General features: G+C 33.3%; 17 protein-coding genes. 15 read left to right on the top strand and 2 right to left on the bottom strand.

Features of this window, described 5'->3' with window-relative positions:
- The first annotated feature begins 184 nt into the window (after positions 1-184).
- The 3 genes from COX95_03165 (at position 185) to COX95_03155 (ending at position 1,705) form a co-directional block, all read left to right on the top strand.
- Entirely contained in the window at positions 185-427 is a 243-nt protein-coding gene (locus tag COX95_03165; GenBank protein PIZ85736.1) for a hypothetical protein, read from the top strand.
- A 234-nt stretch (positions 428-661) separates the two neighbouring features.
- Positions 662-937 (top strand): hypothetical protein, encoded by a 276-nt coding sequence (locus COX95_03160; protein ID PIZ85735.1) that lies wholly within the window; start codon positions 662-664, stop codon positions 935-937.
- A 237-nt stretch (positions 938-1,174) separates the two neighbouring features.
- Positions 1,175-1,705, top strand: a complete 531-nt coding sequence (locus tag COX95_03155; protein PIZ85734.1) for a hypothetical protein — start codon at positions 1,175-1,177, stop codon at positions 1,703-1,705.
- 348 nt (positions 1,706-2,053) lie between these two features.
- On the opposite strand, the gene COX95_03150 is transcribed toward COX95_03155, so the two are convergent.
- On the bottom strand, positions 2,054-2,518 hold the full coding sequence (locus tag COX95_03150; GenBank protein ID PIZ85733.1) for a hypothetical protein: 465 nt from the start codon (positions 2,516-2,518) through the stop codon (positions 2,054-2,056).
- A 437-nt stretch (positions 2,519-2,955) separates the two neighbouring features.
- On the opposite strand from COX95_03150, the gene gap reads away from it, so the two are divergent.
- Genes gap through COX95_03130 form a run of 4 tightly spaced genes read left to right on the top strand, consistent with a single transcriptional unit; the run spans position 2,956 to position 6,413 of the window.
- Positions 2,956-3,963 carry a type I glyceraldehyde-3-phosphate dehydrogenase gene (gene gap / locus COX95_03145; protein ID PIZ85737.1) on the top strand — a complete coding sequence of 336 codons (1,008 nt, stop codon included), beginning with the start codon at positions 2,956-2,958 and terminating at the stop codon, positions 3,961-3,963.
- Positions 3,960-5,138, top strand: a complete 1,179-nt coding sequence (locus COX95_03140; GenBank protein PIZ85732.1) for a hypothetical protein — start codon at positions 3,960-3,962, stop codon at positions 5,136-5,138. Before gap ends, COX95_03140 begins: the two co-directional genes overlap by 4 nt.
- The gene (locus COX95_03135; GenBank protein ID PIZ85731.1) at positions 5,131-5,787 is read left to right on the top strand and encodes a hypothetical protein; all 657 of its coding nucleotides are present in this window, start codon (positions 5,131-5,133) and stop codon (positions 5,785-5,787) included. The genes COX95_03140 and COX95_03135 overlap by 8 nt, the downstream gene beginning before the upstream one ends.
- The gene (locus COX95_03130; GenBank protein PIZ85730.1) at positions 5,784-6,413 is read left to right on the top strand and encodes a hypothetical protein; all 630 of its coding nucleotides are present in this window, start codon (positions 5,784-5,786) and stop codon (positions 6,411-6,413) included. The genes COX95_03135 and COX95_03130 overlap by 4 nt, the downstream gene beginning before the upstream one ends.
- Before the next feature lie 30 nt (positions 6,414-6,443).
- On the opposite strand, the gene COX95_03125 is transcribed toward COX95_03130, so the two are convergent.
- On the bottom strand, positions 6,444-7,400 hold the full coding sequence (locus COX95_03125) for a hypothetical protein (protein ID PIZ85729.1): 957 nt from the start codon (positions 7,398-7,400) through the stop codon (positions 6,444-6,446).
- A gap of 110 nt (positions 7,401-7,510) precedes the next feature.
- On the opposite strand from COX95_03125, the gene pgk reads away from it, so the two are divergent.
- The 8 genes from pgk to COX95_03085 all read left to right on the top strand — a co-directional run.
- Positions 7,511-8,701 (top strand): phosphoglycerate kinase, encoded by a 1,191-nt coding sequence (gene pgk / locus COX95_03120; protein PIZ85728.1) that lies wholly within the window; start codon positions 7,511-7,513, stop codon positions 8,699-8,701.
- A gap of 12 nt (positions 8,702-8,713) precedes the next feature.
- On the top strand, positions 8,714-9,484 hold the full coding sequence (locus COX95_03115) for a triose-phosphate isomerase (protein ID PIZ85727.1): 771 nt from the start codon (positions 8,714-8,716) through the stop codon (positions 9,482-9,484).
- Positions 9,469-10,326: a tagatose-bisphosphate aldolase gene (gene kbaY / locus COX95_03110; GenBank protein PIZ85726.1), complete on the top strand. Its 858-nt coding sequence runs from the start codon at positions 9,469-9,471 to the stop codon at positions 10,324-10,326. The genes COX95_03115 and kbaY overlap by 16 nt, the downstream gene beginning before the upstream one ends.
- A gap of 136 nt (positions 10,327-10,462) precedes the next feature.
- On the top strand, positions 10,463-10,891 hold the full coding sequence (locus COX95_03105) for a response regulator (protein PIZ85725.1): 429 nt from the start codon (positions 10,463-10,465) through the stop codon (positions 10,889-10,891).
- Positions 10,892-10,929: 38 nt separating this feature from the next.
- On the top strand, positions 10,930-11,283 hold the full coding sequence (locus COX95_03100; GenBank protein PIZ85724.1) for a hypothetical protein: 354 nt from the start codon (positions 10,930-10,932) through the stop codon (positions 11,281-11,283).
- A 137-nt stretch (positions 11,284-11,420) separates the two neighbouring features.
- Complete coding sequence (locus COX95_03095) at positions 11,421-13,781, top strand: phosphoenolpyruvate synthase (GenBank protein PIZ85723.1); 2,361 nt, start codon at positions 11,421-11,423, stop codon at positions 13,779-13,781.
- 16 nt (positions 13,782-13,797) lie between these two features.
- Positions 13,798-14,532 (top strand): hypothetical protein, encoded by a 735-nt coding sequence (locus tag COX95_03090; GenBank protein PIZ85722.1) that lies wholly within the window; start codon positions 13,798-13,800, stop codon positions 14,530-14,532.
- Between the two features lie 379 nt (positions 14,533-14,911).
- Positions 14,912-16,096, top strand: a 1,185-nt coding sequence (locus COX95_03085) for a hypothetical protein (GenBank protein ID PIZ85721.1), incomplete at its 3' end; no start/stop codon positions are given.

The raw sequence follows: 16,096 nt of genomic DNA, 5'->3' as shown, positions 1-16,096 counted from the left end.
TCTTTGGGTAATATTTCACCCATTGATTATTTAATAAAAACTGTTCCGGAGTCTCAAATGTGCGTGACGCGTACATCTTATTGATTTTTTTACTTACTAGAGGTATAATATTTTGTTTCGGCAATAGATGTTTTAAGGTTTTAATCCGCAAGCTAAGTAAATAATTAATAAATAAGAGGAAGAAATGTATCAAAAAATTATCATTAAGAACAAAAATGAATATATCAGTCTTTTTGATAATTGTTTGCAGGCCAATAAAGCAATTAAAGAAGCTGGAAGACTCTTAAAATCCTTAGAGTATGCTATTTTTGATTCCCAACTATTTTTTACATTATATGAACAGCTTAGAGAAGGTGAGAGATTAATTGGACTTTGTGAGAAAGATGGAAACATAATTATAAGTTGTTATCGAATGAGGAGGAGATGAGGGATTTTGTATATTGGGTAGGTTCCGGGTCTTATAAATATTCTGGTTTTTATGCTATCGTAGAATCATATTTCTACAACTTAGACAATTAGCTATTTTATTTTAATGTATAATGTAAGTATTATTTAGACTGTTCTTTAAAATTTTTTACTTCTTGGCATTTTGGGATAGTTTTATGTCCCTATTATTATAATAGAGGAATAGATCTGTCCCAAAAGACAGGAGGAGGTGATAATGCAGAAAGTAGAATTCGCTTATTTGAATCCTTCAGGGATTCATAATGCAGGTAGAAAACTTCTGCCGGGAAACTTTTGGTTCCTCACCTCTCAATTAAAAGAAGGCGAGAAACTTATCGGATTGTATGATCGCGGTGTGTTTCAAAACGCGCCATGGCTACATTCTGTAGAAGAATTTCTCGGCTTTGAGGGTCATGTAGAAAATGGCCTTCTTCTTTCCCTTGGGTACTTTGCTGTACCACAAGCGGAATTCGAAAAACTTGTAGTACTCTAGTGCTACAAACAACAAAAGCAAGGGCTCAACACTATTTTTTCTAATTTTTCCTTTTTAAATTCATTATTTAACTCCCACTCCCCCCTCCAGCCCTTGCTACACTTCTTTTTCCGTCACTTTCCGAAAAGCTTCGGAATATGTGGTGCTGATGAGTCCTAAAAAGGACGAAAAAAAGAAATGATTTGCACTTAGTGCAAATTTTTTTTATAATCAACTTAAGATTAATTAGGTGCTTAAATGTCACTTCCTACTTGGGATCTCGTAATAACTCTTTTTTTTCTTATTGCCTTAGCTTACGGCTTTATTTTAGGCAGAGGCCGAATTGTTATAATTTTAATAATTACTTACTTAGCTTACATTGTGTCTTCTGAAGTCGGAGATACTGTTTATAAGCTTCTTACAGGATCAGTTAATATTACAAATAATCTTTGGGTGCAAAGCAATGCATCTTTATTTACGATAAAAACCGTTTTATTCGCGCTTGTTATAATTCTGGTTTCTCTGAAAGGAGAATTAGGTTCTTTAACTAATATGGCAAGGGGTATCCGTTCCACTTTTCTTACAGGTGTTTATGCGTTTTTAAATGCCGGTTTAATTGTTAGCTCGGTAATAAAATTTTTATCCGAAGAATCCCAAAATGCCTTATTTGCAATGTCTCCATTAGCTAGTAAAGTTTCAGGTTATAGAATGTGGTGGGTTGTAATTCCGGTTATTATTATGATCGCCGAAGGATTTTTGAGAGGTAAGGAAGAATCGAAAGAAAGCTAAAATTTAATTTTTGAATAGATTTTAAAGAGGCTAAGGTCCCTTTTCTTTTTAAAAAAGGATTAAACTTTTTTGTACTTTCTCATTGCAGAAAGCACCAAAGGCTAGCACACAGTTTGAAAATACTAAAAAATACTGCTGCACCCAAAGCTTTAAAATCTAAACGCTAAAGCGGTCTCACAAAATGCTATTACCGTGCGTTTTGTTCGACTAAATAGACTTTCCGCTCCGATGGTTATCGGAGGGCGTTTTTTGTTTGTATTTTTCCTAGACGCATTTTCAGAAGTGTGCAGAAAGAGAACGATTTTTAAGATATGTAATTAAATTTAAACTTGTTTGATTATTTGTTATCTAGTTCTTCATTTGTGTATTATTTTGGCTGGTATTGTGGATATATTTTTTGCTGGATAAATAAAATACCAGGAATTCAAGAAAGAAAAATATGTTATCTATAAAAAAGTTAACATCTAATATTGAGTTTGTATATATGTCTCCTTTAGCAACTCTTACGATATAAAACAACCAGAAACCAATGCCGATTATTATAAAATACATAGTAGCTGATTTAATTATCTTGTCGCTTTCTTTAATAATATATCTTCCCTTAATATATTTGGCAGAATACATTACACTTAGCCAAATAGCTAATAGAAAGATTATTTGTTTTATTATTGATATTAGAATTATATTTTCTTTTCCAAATAGGATCATTAAAGGCATTACCAAGATAATGGTAACAACAAATGTAGTAAATCCAGAAGTCAAGAAATGTGTTACTGCAATGTTCCAATATGAATATTGTTTTTTTTCTTTCATGCTTGTTCCCGTATTTAATCTGCTATCATTATAGTATCTAGGGAAATTTTTGTAAATTCTGCTCCACTTTTCAAAAATGCATTCTTATTCCCGACATTCGAGGAAAAATAGAGATGCATTTTTTGAGTGTAATATCTCAAAAAGCTGCTGTGCCGTAAGGCCGCCTTTAGGCGTTCAGTTTTTGAGAGTGGAGCGAACAATTAGTGCTAATCCTATTTTTCGAGCATGTCGGAACCTTTGGTTCTTTCGGTTACGAAAGAACAAGAATGAATCCTCTTTCTGGGCAAGTTTTAAAATGGTATATTTAGATTAGTAAACAGTCAATTTAGCTAGTAATTAAGTAATATTTAATAAACTTTATGCCCGCCCTCACTTATAGTTTCTGGTGGGCCTCGGCTTCGGCAGGGAATATATATTCCGAAGCCTCGGAGGAAAAAATGGTAAAAATAGCTATCAATGGTTTTGGTAGAATAGGCAGACTAACTCTAAGAGCGACTCTTGCTAAAAATTATAAAAATTTGGATTTTGTTGCAGTTAATGATTTAACAGATGCATCAACGCTTGCCCATCTTTTAAAGTACGATACTGCTTTCGGTACCTTAAGTGAAAAAATAAAAGCCACTAAAAATTCTATAAAAATTGGAAATAGAGAAATAAAAGTCATATCCGAAAGGGATCCTGAAAAGTTACCATGGAAAGAGCTTGGAGTTGATATTGTAATTGAATCAACTGGTTTTTTTACGGATCGCGAAGGAGCAAAAAAACATTTAAAAGCCGGAGCCAAAAAAGTTATAATTTCCGCACCCGCGGAAAATCCTGATATAACATTAGTTTTAGGCGTTAATGATAATTTATATAATCCTAAAAAACACAATATAATTTCTAATGGTTCATGTACGACAAATTGTTTAGCGCCAATGGTTAAGGTTTTAAGTGATAAATTCGGTGTAGAAAAAGGTTTTATAACAACCGTTCATTCTTATACCGCAGATCAAAATTTGCAGGATGGCCCTCATAAAGATTTAAGAAGGGCAAGGGCGGCAGCGGAAAATATTGTTCCAACTAAAACAGGTGCCGCTAAGGCAATTGGAGAAGTTATCTCAAAAGTTTCAGGAAAGCTTGACGGATTTGCTATAAGGGTTCCATCACCGGTGGTATCGATTACCGATTTAGTATGTATAACTAAAAAGAAAACTACCAAGGAAGATGTTAATAAGCTATTTTTTTCTAAAGCAGATAAAAAAGAATTTAAAGGGATATTAGAATATACCGAGGAGCCTATAGTGTCTTCAGATCTTAGAGGAAATTCACATTCATGTATTTTTGACGCAGGTCTTACTAAAGTGATGGGAAATTTAGTTAAAATATTTGGTTGGTATGATAATGAATGGGGATATTCTAATCGACTTGTTGATTTAGCAAAAATGGTTAGTTTAAAAAAATGACAAAAGAATTATTAGGCAAAAATCATGATATCTTTTTTAAGTACATAGATCTTGTTTTTGATGCTGTAAGAAAAGCCAATAATTTAAGTTCTCAAGAGATTATTAATGAAATAAAATCCTCAGGGCTTAGAGGCAGAGGTGGTGCTGGTTTTCCCACTGGATTAAAATGGGAGCTTGTTAGCAAAGAAGGTGTTGAGCCAAAATATGTAATTTGCAATGCTCATGAAGGTGAACCAGAAACTTATAAGGATAAGTATATTTTGGAGAATTTCCCCCATTTGGTTATTGGAGGAATGCTTATTGCGGCGACCGCTCTAAACTCAAAAGATCTTTTTATAACCATTAAGGAAACATACAAAAAGGCCGTCCACTTACTTAAGAATGAAGTTAGCTATTTTAAGAAGCATGGTTTTTTGAAAGATATCAATTTTAATATTTTTCCGGCTCAGCTAGGATACATAGGCGGTGAAGAATCAGCATTATTAAACGAGCTAGAAGGAAAAAGGGTTGAGTCGAGAATCAAACCTCCTTTTGTATCAACGATTGGCCTTTTTGGCAAACCTTCTTTAATTAATAATGTAGAGAGCCTTGCTAATATTCCTTTTATTATAAATTACGGTGCTAAGAAATATCGGGAATTTGGTACAGAAGATTCTTCCGGTAAAAAAATTATCACAGTAGTAGGCGATGTTCAAAAGCCCGGAGTAATAGAAATAGAATTTGGCAAAATCTTAAACGATTTTTTAAATTTAGCTGGCGGTTCTAAGGGGAAAATTAAATTTGCCCTAACTGGAGGTTATGCCGGAACAGTAGTAACACCCAAGCAGTTTAATATTCCTTTTGAATTTTCTTCTAGCCAAACGGGCTTAAGCGTTGGAGCTGGAACAATTTTTTTCTATAATGAAAAAACGAATTTATTAGAAACTATGAAGCAATGGTTAGAATTTTTTAAAGATCAATCTTGCGGACAATGTACTCCTTGCCGAGAAGGAACTTTTAGGTTGTACGAAATTATTTCAAATACAAAAAATAAATTATCTAAAAAAGAATTAACGAAAATAGAAGAAATATTTTTTACTTTAGATAATTCCAGCTTATGCGCCCTTGGCTCCAGCGTATCTTTAGCGACCAGAAGTTTAATCACTGTTTTCAAAAAGGAATTGGTAAATGCTTAAGTTAAAAGAAAAAAATCATCGCATTAATTCATCCATCTCGAAACAAAAACTCAAGTACAAAGCTGTGATTTTTGATTTGGGCGGTGTTTATTATAAAAATGGGGTTTTAACCTCATTTCCGATTTTGAGTAAAAAATATGGGCTTCCCCAAAATTATCTCCTAGATATTTTTAATAAAAAATATGTAAAATATTTAGAGGTTGGCAAGTTATCAGAAAAAGATTTTTGGCAAAAATTTCAAAAAGATATTGGATCGGAAATGAAAGTTAAAGAAATTAAAAACTATATTTTTAAATTTTTTAAACCACAACCCGGCATGAAAAATCTTCTTAAGAAAATAAGAAAAAAAGTAAAAGCAGGGCTTCTTACTAATAATCTTCATGAATGGTACAGTTATACAGAGAGAAAAGGAAATCTAAAGAGTGATTTTGATGCAATTGTTGTATCAGCAGACGTTAAGATTAGAAAACCTAACAGAAAGATATATAAATTGATGGCAGATAAATTAGGTGTTAAAACTAAAGAGTGTATATTTTTTGATGATCTAATAGAGAATATACAAGGAGCCAGAAAAGCAAATATGAAAGGAATACAATTTAAGTCAACTGAAGATGTAAAAAATAGATTAGTTAAATTAGGAATTTTATGAGCGATTTTGTAAATATAAAAATTGATGGCAAAGAAATTAGAGCTAAAAAAGGAGAAACGATTCTTAGGATAGCGGGTGAAAATAATATTTATATTCCAATATTATGCTATGCTCCTATTTTTCCTGCTCAGGCTAATTGCCGTCTTTGTTTAGTGGAAATTAAAAACCAACGGGGATTAAAAACCGCCTGTTCTACAAAAGTTGAAGAAGGAATGGAAATCTTAACAGAAACAGACAATATAAAGAAAACACGAAATACAAATTTAAAACTTTTATTTGTAAATCATATAGGTAAATGCCCAACATGCATTCGCAAAGACCGATGCGAGCTTAAAAATTTAACCATAAAATATAAAGTTTATATATCAGATTTTAAGGGCAAACAACTTGATATTCCTGTTGATGATTCAGGTGTGGTAGTTTTTGATTTAAACAAATGTATAAAATGCCGAAGATGTATTTTTGCTTGTAAAACATATGGATCAGATGTTTTAACTCTGAAGAACAAGGGTTTCAATACTGTTATTGCAACTAAAAACGGAAAGAAGCTTAAAGATTCAGGCTGTATCGGATGTAAGCAGTGTGCAGAAGTTTGCCCGGTAGGCGCAATTTACATTAATCGTTAGAATATTAATTATAAAATTATTAGATTTGTTTTATAAATAATGTGGATGAATATATTGTTCAGGTAGTCCAGATGCAACTTCGGGATTATCGAAAAGTCCAAGTGCTCCTACTGATCCGATGATGCCTCTTTTGCCCGTTATTTCATACACCTCAACTCTATTTTCCAAGGCGATTTTTTTAACCTTTTCTATATCATCAAAAAAGTGAAACTTTAACGCATATGATAAATCGATGATTGCTTTCGGTAATACAAAACCATTATAAGCAACCATTGCTGTTTCGTTACTTAAGGTATATTTCTTAAGTTCTTTTTTAAATGTTTCTATTATCTTGTTCTTATCCGCTTTGTTTCTATAGGCAAATCCTATTACAGTACTAAAACAATTGCTTGTTTTATATGGGTTATAGGGGTATAGTTGGACATTCCCATGAGTTAGATATCTTATATTGTTTCCATTGTCTAAGTCCTCGGCAATATTATGCATTAACGCGTAAGTAGCCCCTTCTTCTTTATTATCAGTATCATCTCCGGCAAGTAATAAAAATTCATATTTTGGTAAAACGATTTTGCCTTTTCCATGTTTTCTTCCCCCAGCTTCTTGCAGTACTATAGTTTTCTTTACACCCTTAGCCATTCCTCTGCTATAGCAAGCATTTACTCCTCCTCCTCCAAGCCCTTCATAGGTAATCTCAATATCTTCTTTTTTTACTCTACATTCTGAAATGCCGATTGGAGAGAAGGATGGGATAAGCTTAAGCTTTGTTTTTCCTGGCGATATGATTAGTATTGTTTTATTTCCTTCCCTGTACGATTTTTTCACTAATTCGGAAGTCTTCGGGAAGTGATAGGATCTCCATGCTTCAACAAAGAAGCCGTTTTTAGGACCATAATCTTCAACAAGCATCACCGCATTAGCTTGCCTATCATATATGCCAAGAATTTCATTATAGCTCATAATCCATTTAGGGTAATTGTTTTTTTTCATATTTTCTTTTTTTATTTTAGCAGTTTTTAAGAAATAGAAAAGCTATTTAACTGAAATAGATAAATTTGGCTGCCTTTTTTTTATTCTCTTTTTAGTATAATATTAAGGTGATGAAAACTATAAGAGACCTAGACGTAAAAAACAAAACAATTATTTTAAGAGCTAATTTTGATGTGCCGATAAAATCCGGCAAAATACTAGACGACTCAAGAATTATAGAAAATATTCCAACCATTAAATATTTAATAACAAGCAAAGCAAAAGTTTTAATAATTTCCCATCTGGGAAGGCCACAAGGAAAAGATAAAAAGTTAAGCCTAAAGCCTATTGCAAAATATCTAGAAAAATCGCTCCATACTCATGTAAAATTTTTGCCTGATATTTTGAATGCTAATGTAATTAGTGAAGTTTCTGGGCTTGAGCCAGGTAAAATTATTATTTTTGAAAATATACGTTTTTATGAAGAAGAATCTAAAAACAATTTTAAATTTGCTAAAGAAATCGCCAAACTCGGTGATTATTATGTTAACGAAGCATTTGCAGTAGCTCATAGAGCTCATGCATCAATTGATGCTATAACAAAATATATTCCCAGTTTTTGCGGATTTTCTTTTGAGAAAGAGGTTGAAGAATTATCTAAGGTAAAAGATAATCCAAGGCACCCATTTGTTGTAATTATCGGAGGCACAAAAGTTAAAGATAAAGTACATGTTATTTATAATCTTCTTAAAAAAGTTGATTATTTATTAGTTGGAGGCACTTCTGCTAGTACGCTTTTAGCGTCAGAAGGATATAATGTCGGAAGCTCTATTATCGACGAAGATTTTCTAAAAAATGCTTCTGATATTATAGAAAAAGCATCTTCTAAAATATTCTTGCCTGTAGACGTAGTAGTTGCTTCATCTTTAAAATCAAGAAAGCCGCAAATTATTGATATACCTCAGGTCCCTACCAAGATATGCTCTTTTGGCTCAATCTATGATATTGGCCCAAAAACAATTATTCAATGGCAGAATATTATTAAGACTGCTAGGACAATATTTTGGAGTGGGCCTCTTGGAGTTTTTGAAAAAACAGCTTTTTCTAAAGGTACAAGAGCTATTGCAAAATCAGTCTCCAGTAATCCGAACCAAACAGTTATAGGGGGAGGCGATACGGAAAGTGCTATCTCTAAATTTAGAATTAGAAAGTTTACCCATATCTCAACGTCAGGAAGCGCTATGTTGGATTTTGTTGCTGGTGAAGATCTGCCCGGCGTTGTCGGTTTAGATATCGGTTTAGATAATTGTAAGCTTCGTTAGAAAAGAGGAACAATGAGAAAAAAAATTGTTTGCGGTAATTGGAAAATGAATACTGGCAGAGATGAAGCGATGAGGCTTGCTTCCAGTATTGAAAATAATTTATCCCCCAGTAATTTAGAAGTTATTGTATGTCCGCCATTTGTTTATTTAGAACAAGTAAAAGGTGTTATATCTAAAATCACATTAGGTGCTCAAAATTGTTATTCTGAAAACAACGGTCCTTTTACCGGAGAAATATCCGCGCCTCAATTAAAAGATTTTTGTTCTTATGTTATTTTAGGCCACTCGGAGCGTAGAAAATTTTTTAAAGAAAAAGATGAAGATATTTCCCGTAAGGTTAAGATTACTATAGAAGCAGGACTTATTCCAATTGTTTGTGTTGGTGAAACAAAAGAAGAACGTCAAGATAAAAAGCAAAATAAAATTATCGATAAGCAGGTTTCAAGTGTGCTGGAAGGCTTTTCTGAAGACCAAGTTTTAAAAACAATTTTTGTATATGAGCCTGTTTGGGCTATTAGCACTTTTGGAACCGGCGAAATTTGTGATGTTTCTTTGACGTTGCCTGCCGTAGGATTAATAAGGAATATCATAGCTGATAAATTTAAAAAATCTGTGTCTGAAAATATTTCAGTTCTTTATGGAGGCAGTGTTAATAGTTCTAACGTCAAAGAGTTTGCTAAGGAAAAAGAGATAGACGGCGTATTGGTCGGCGCTAAGAGTCTTGATGCTAATGATTTTCTTAAAATAGTAAAAGAAATGGAGAAACAATGCTTTACACAGTAAAACAACTACTTAAAAAAGCCGATAAAGGAGGATACGCGGTAGGATCTTTTAATGCTCCTAATCTTGAAATTACAAAAGCTATCATTCAGGCCGCTGAAGATTCAAGATCACCTGTCATTATTTCTACCTCGGAAAGCGAGATAAATTTTGCAGGACTGGAATTTATATCCAAAATAATTCGTATAGCTGGTTATGAAACAAAAGTTCCAGTAGCTTTGAATTTAGACCATGGAAAATCTTTAAAAATGGCTTTAATGTGTATGGCTGCCGGATATACTTCAATTCATATTGACGGTTCCGAACTTGATTACGAAGGGAATGTTGCGCTAACTTTATCGGTTACAGAAGTTGCGCATAAGGAAAAAATCTCTGTAGAAGGTGAGATAGGAAATGTTGCAGGTCAAAGTCAAATCAATAAAAGCAAAATTGAAGATTTAAAATCAAAAATGACTGATCCAAAAGAGGCGTTAAATTTTGTAAAAGAAACGGGTATCGATGCTTTAGCAATTTCTATAGGTAATGCACATGGAATTTATGCCACAGGACCGAAATTAGATTTTAAAAGGTTAAAAGATATTAAAAAATTAATAAAAGTTCCGATTGTACTGCATGGCGGTTCCGGCATACCGAATCGTGATATTAAAAAAGCAATAAAAGAAGGCATGAGAAAAATTAATATTAATACAGAAATAAGAATGGCGTTTTCAGGATCTTTAAGACAAGTACTTGATAAAAACCCAGACGAAGTAGTGCCTGCTAAAATATTCCCGCCTGTTATTCATTCGGTAAAAAGAGTAGTCCAGGAAAAAATAAAATTATTTGGAAGTGTTGGTAAAGCCTAAATTGTTTGATCATATATTAATGTCTAATATTTGTTTTTTCAGTATATTTTTTTCAGTACTATAAACTTATAAAGTATAATTGGCATTGAAAATATTTTAATATATAATATGTATATAAATTAATTTAGAGATAATTATGGAAAATAAGTCGATAAAAGTCTTGATTGCAGAGGATGAACCTGCTTTACGTGATTTATATAAATTAAGGCTAGAAGGCGAGTCCCCTTCTTTTAATATTTTATTTGCCAAAGACGGCCAAGAAGCTATTGATAAAATATTAGATGAAAAACCTGATCTTGTATTGCTTGATATTATGATGCCCAAAAAATCCGGTATGGATGTTTTAAAAGAAATTAGCAGTAATTACCCTTCTCTAAAAATTCCTATTGTTATACTAACTGCTCTTCCTAATGAATCAATAAAAGTAGATGCTTCTAGATTCGGCGTTCGACATTATTTAGTAAAATCACAGATATTACCTCACGAGGTAATAAGAATTGTAAAAGAAGAATTAGGTTTTGCTGATAAAGTAGATAATACTCAAGAAGATAACACTAACGAGTAGCTTGGATTAGAATATGAAAATATGGAGTAAAAAAGAAAATTCTAATAGCTGAGGACGATTTAGATTTAAGAGAATTATATAGGCAAAGGTTTGCTACTGAATTTAATATTTTATTTGCCAAAGACGGCCAAGAAGCTATTGATAAAATATTAGATGAAAAACCTGATCTTGTATTGCTTGATATTATGATGCCCAAAAAATCCGGTATGGATGTTTTAAAAGAAATTAGAAAAGAAACCTCTATTGTTCAAACAAAAGTAATTATTTTAACAGTTTTGCCTGATGCTGATTTACAGCAGGAAGCAGAAAGCTTCGGTGTGCTTCATTATCTGGTAAAATCCAAGGTTATGCCGTCAGAAGTTATTGAAATTGTAAAATCAGAATTGCAGTAAATAACACTGTAATTAAATATATTTTTAATAAATCCATGATTGTAAAATCGTGGTTTTATTTTAAGGTAGCTTTTTAAGCCCTTGACTTCTTAGCTATTTTAAAGTATAATATATTACAATTAAACGGGAAAAACAAAATGCAAAAACAAAACTTAAGCAAAGCTTTTTTTGTAGAATTTTCAGAAGTAAGTAAAGGTAATGTTGCCGAAGTGGGCGGTAAAGGTGCAAATCTTGGAGAATTAACAAATGCCGGATTACCGGTTCCCCAAGGTTTTATTATAACAAGCGCGGCTTATTTTTTATTTGTAGAGAGAACTGGTTTAAAAGAGAAGATACGGAAACTGCTTGATGGTTTGGATACTGAAAATAGTAAAGACCTTCAATCAAGAGCAAAAAATGTTCAGGCTGAAATTATTAAGGCAAAAATGCCGGAAGAAATTGCAGCAGGTATTATTGAAAACTATAAAAAATTAGCTAATAATAAAAAAATATATGTTGCTGTTAGAAGTTCTGCAACAGCAGAGGATCTTCCAGATGCCTCTTTCGCGGGACAGCAGGCAACTTTTTTAAATGTTTCAGGTGAGGAAGAAGCGGTTAAGGCAGTTAAAGAATGTTGGGCTTCTTTATTTGAGGCACGAGCAATTTATTATAGATCTGAAAAGGGATTTGATCACTTTAAAGTTGGTATTGCGGTACCAGTTCAGTTGATGGTTCAGTCTGAGAAGTCAGGTATCATGTTTACCATTGATCCTGTTACAAATGACAGGTCTAAAATTATAATTGAAGCCGGATTTGGCTTGGGAGAGGCGATCGTTTTAGGCGCTGTAACTCCTGACAGATATATAGTGGATAAAGCAACACTGCAAATTACCGACAAAGAAATTAACAGTCAGGATTTTAAAATAACTAGAGTCAATGAAGAAAATAAAGAAGTAGCCTTGGCTGATGATGAAAAGTCAGCTCAAAAATTAACCGATGAAGAAATTATCAAATTAGCAACATTGGGTAAAAAAATAGAGGAACATTATAACTGGCCTCAAGATACAGAATGGGCAATTGAAAAAGGTGAAGTTTTCATGGTGCAAGCTAGGCCGGTTACAACCATCCCTAGAGATGACAAAAAGGAGAATAAGATGGATGGACAACAAGATATATCTAAAGCAGAAATTATATTAAAGGGTGCAGCAGCTTCCGTTGGTTTAGCAGGCGGTCCAATTAAAATTATTCATTCTCCAGAAGAAATAGACAAAATTTTAGAAGGAGATGTTTTAGTTACAGAGATGACAACTCCTGATTATGTACCAGCCATGAAAAGAGCTTCAGCAATTGTAACTGATAAGGGTGGACGAACTTGTCATGCGGCAATTGTTTCTAGAGAATTGGGGATACCTTGTGTTGTTGGAACTGGTACGGCTACTGAAACTTTACGGGACGTTGATTTTGTGACTGTTGATGGTGCCAAGGGATTAGTATATAAAGGCAAAATTAAAGATCAAGAAAATAATGAACCTGCAGGCAGTCAAGGCACTGTAATACAAAAAGCCGAATCAATAACTGCTACAAAAATTTATGTTAATCTAGGCGAACCTGAACTGGCCACTAAAATTGCTAAGCAAAATGTGGATGGGGTAGGTTTATTAAGGGCGGAATTTATTATTGCTGAAAATATCAAAGAACATCCTAAGAAAATGATTAAAGAAGGTAGAAGCCAGGAATTTATTGATAAGCTTGCTGAAGGCTTAGAAACTTTTGCGAGAGAATTTTATCCTAGGCCTGTAGTTTATAGGGCTACTGATTTTAAGACCAATGAATATAGAAATCTGCCTGGCGGAGAAGAATTCGAACCACAGGAAGAAAATCCTATGATAGGATATCGAGGATGTTTTAGATATATAAAAGATCCTGAAGTTTTTAATCTTGAGCTTGAAGCAATCAAAAAAGTTAGAGCTAATTTCACTAATTTGCATCTAATGATTCCTTTTGTAAGAAGAATAGATGAATTTGAAGAGGTTAAAAAACTGATTGAAGCATCTGGATTAAAAAGATCAGCTGATTTTAAGCTTTGGATAATGGTTGAGGTGCCTTCTACTATATTCTTAATGGATAAATTCTGCGAAACTGGAATTGACGGAATTTCAATTGGTTCTAATGATTTAACACAGTTAATTTTAGGGCTAGACAGAGATTCTTCTATTGTTGCCGAGGAATATGATGAAAGAAATGAAGCTGTTCAAATAGCGCTAAAACATGCGATTGAAACTTGCCGAAAATACGGCGTTACTGCTTCAATATGCGGCCAGGCACCTTCTGTATATCCTGAAATTTGCGAAAAACTTGTTGAATATGGCATTACTTCTCTATCAGTACTGCCAGATGTTATTGATTCAACAAGAAAACTTGTTGCTTCCGTTGAAGAGAAATTATTATTGAAGGAGTTAAGCCATGTGAGAAACGAACTAAATAAAGTTGAAGAAAAATTAAACGAAAAACAAGATTAGTAATTATAAAAATTAGATGAAACAAATAATATATCTAATTTTCGCCATAATACCTGCTGTTCTATGGATCTACTATTTCTATAAGCATGACAAAGGAGAAAAACAGCCGCTAAGGATTTTAATTCTAGCGGCTGTTTTTGGAGCAATTGCTGTTATTCCCGCTGCCTTTTTAGAAATTATTGCCATCAAAAAAATTATTCCGGTAATACTACCCTTTGAAAAAGTATCATCTATAAGTTCTTATACTAGTTTTACGCTTGCTTTAATTTTGAATGTACTTTTTATTTCTGTGATAGAAGAAGTATTAAAATATCTATCAGTACGTTTTACGGTGTATTATTCAAAGTATTTTGACGAAATTTCAGACGGTATAATATGTATGGTAGCGGCGGCTTTTGGTTTTGCTGCAGCAGAAAATTTTTTGTATTTTATGAAGTTCGGGCAAGATGTAATTTTTATTAGAAGTTTGTTTACCCCTCTTTTCCATGCTAGCGCTTCCGCCATTGTTGGTCATTATCTTGGTATAGCAAAAAAAGAGAAAAAATATCAGAAAAAAGTTTTACTGGCCATAATTTTTGCAGCTTTACTACATTTTATTTATAATTCTTTAGTTATTTTTTCTGGGATGTCGGAAAAGCTTTTATATAATTTTCTGGCAATAGTTCTATTAGTTTTTTCTGGTAAATGGATGTTAGATAGATTTAAAGAAACAGAAAGAATAGATGAAGAATTATATAATGGCAAATCTTGATTAAAAATATTTATAATTAAGGTGTAAAAGTGAGCAAAGATTTGAATACCATAGACAAACAAATAGAACTTATCCAAAAATCCACCAGGATTACTTTCAAGTCGAAAAATCTGGCATGGCTTCACAATGACTTAAGACGAATATTCAAATTCTATTACCGCTGGTACTAAAACCTTATTCAGGAAAAGTACATATAGGTGTACTTATCATCTATACCATATCTATCGTTTTCGGCTCTTTTAACTTCCTATTTTTAGATACAAGAGATACAAAGGCAGCAGGCAATACTTTCTATGTTGCTAAAAACGGTAATGACACTACAGGAGACGGAAGTGAAGGAAGTCCCTGGCTTACTATTCAAAAAGCGGCTGATACTGTTATGGCTGGAGATACTGTTTTGGTGAGAGGCGGGAATTATGATGAGAGAGTAACATTTTCCAAATCCGGAACTGCTGGCAGTAAAATTATCTTTAAGCCTTACCAGGTGGAGAACGTAATTATTGCCAAAGGATTTATAATCCATAGTAATTATATTCGTCTGGAGCATTTTGAAGTAACACCAGGAGAAACCGGTCTTTCAAGTGACCAATGCCAAGTTACAATAGAGGGTGATTACAATGAAATAGATACATTAAATATTCATAATACCGAGTTAGATTTAAGATCGGCTCTAAGAATAAATTCGGGGCATAATAATACAATTTCAAACATTAGTTTAACTTATACGGGCGGATTCTCTTCTGATGAATATTCATCTAATAACACAATTAAGGGCGGGACAATTGCATACAGCGGTGGCAAATCAATTGTATTGTATGGTATGGGACAAATTATTGATGGATTAACGATACATGATCCGGGACAAGCTGCGTCACCTTTCGATGATGCAGATTGCATGAATATTCATGGCAGTGGTCACATAATACGCAATAATCATATTTATAACATATTTTCTACGGCAGCATCTCAACACACTGATATAATTCAATGGTGGGATGGGGTTAGCGACCTAACGTTTGAGAATAATACTATAGGTTCTTTCGCTGTTGGTGGTCCGTTTAATGAGCATGACGGCGGTAATTTTATTATGATAGAAGGCAACTGCCCTAGAATAACGTGGAAAAATAATGTTTTTATGGGGGATAATTATTTCTTATTTAATATACATCCTGCAAATTTACCAGACGGTTCTGATTGGGTGTTTGTAAATAACACCGTTTATCACAAAGGAGGGATTAGAGATAACCCAAACCTAAGGAATTGGAAAATAGAAAATAATATATTTCTTTTTCCTATCTATTTTGCCAACGCTTCCACCTTCTCCATCAAAAATAACCTCTACATAGAAGGAGCTACAAAAAGTACTTTTGATGTAAACTCTATAGAATCAGCCAGTGCTAACTTCATAAATCCTGACATAAGTGCTGCTACAGGATACGGCAGAAATGCTGATTGGCGTCTCCAACCCTCTTCCCCCGCCATCAACGCCGGTGTTCTAGATTCCAATACTCCTCCCAATGACAAAGACGAAAACCTAAGGAATGTAGGTGTTCCTGATATAGGC

The sequence above is a fragment of the bacterium CG_4_10_14_0_2_um_filter_33_32 genome (genome assembly GCA_002792735.1).
Lineage (GTDB): Bacteria > Patescibacteriota > CPR2_A > CG2-30-33-46 > CG2-30-33-46 > CG2-30-33-46.
This window is presented reverse-complemented; position numbering and strand designations above follow the sequence as displayed.

Coding starts and splice junctions, on each gene's coding strand:
- COX95_03115 (PIZ85727.1), top strand. CDS start 8,714: ATGAGAAAAAAAATTGTTTGCGGTAATTGGAAAATGAATACTGGCAGA.
- COX95_03135 (PIZ85731.1), top strand. CDS start 5,131: ATGCTTAAGTTAAAAGAAAAAAATCATCGCATTAATTCATCCATCTCG.
- COX95_03150 (PIZ85733.1), bottom strand. CDS start 2,518: ATGAAAGAAAAAAAACAATATTCATATTGGAACATTGCAGTAACACAT.
- COX95_03105 (PIZ85725.1), top strand. CDS start 10,463: ATGGAAAATAAGTCGATAAAAGTCTTGATTGCAGAGGATGAACCTGCT.
- COX95_03130 (PIZ85730.1), top strand. CDS start 5,784: ATGAGCGATTTTGTAAATATAAAAATTGATGGCAAAGAAATTAGAGCT.
- COX95_03125 (PIZ85729.1), bottom strand. CDS start 7,400: ATGAAAAAAAACAATTACCCTAAATGGATTATGAGCTATAATGAAATT.
- pgk (PIZ85728.1), top strand. CDS start 7,511: ATGAAAACTATAAGAGACCTAGACGTAAAAAACAAAACAATTATTTTA.
- COX95_03140 (PIZ85732.1), top strand. CDS start 3,960: ATGACAAAAGAATTATTAGGCAAAAATCATGATATCTTTTTTAAGTAC.
- COX95_03165 (PIZ85736.1), top strand. CDS start 185: ATGTATCAAAAAATTATCATTAAGAACAAAAATGAATATATCAGTCTT.
- kbaY (PIZ85726.1), top strand. CDS start 9,469: ATGCTTTACACAGTAAAACAACTACTTAAAAAAGCCGATAAAGGAGGA.
- COX95_03090 (PIZ85722.1), top strand. CDS start 13,798: ATGAAACAAATAATATATCTAATTTTCGCCATAATACCTGCTGTTCTA.
- gap (PIZ85737.1), top strand. CDS start 2,956: ATGGTAAAAATAGCTATCAATGGTTTTGGTAGAATAGGCAGACTAACT.
- COX95_03095 (PIZ85723.1), top strand. CDS start 11,421: ATGCAAAAACAAAACTTAAGCAAAGCTTTTTTTGTAGAATTTTCAGAA.
- COX95_03155 (PIZ85734.1), top strand. CDS start 1,175: ATGTCACTTCCTACTTGGGATCTCGTAATAACTCTTTTTTTTCTTATT.
- COX95_03160 (PIZ85735.1), top strand. CDS start 662: ATGCAGAAAGTAGAATTCGCTTATTTGAATCCTTCAGGGATTCATAAT.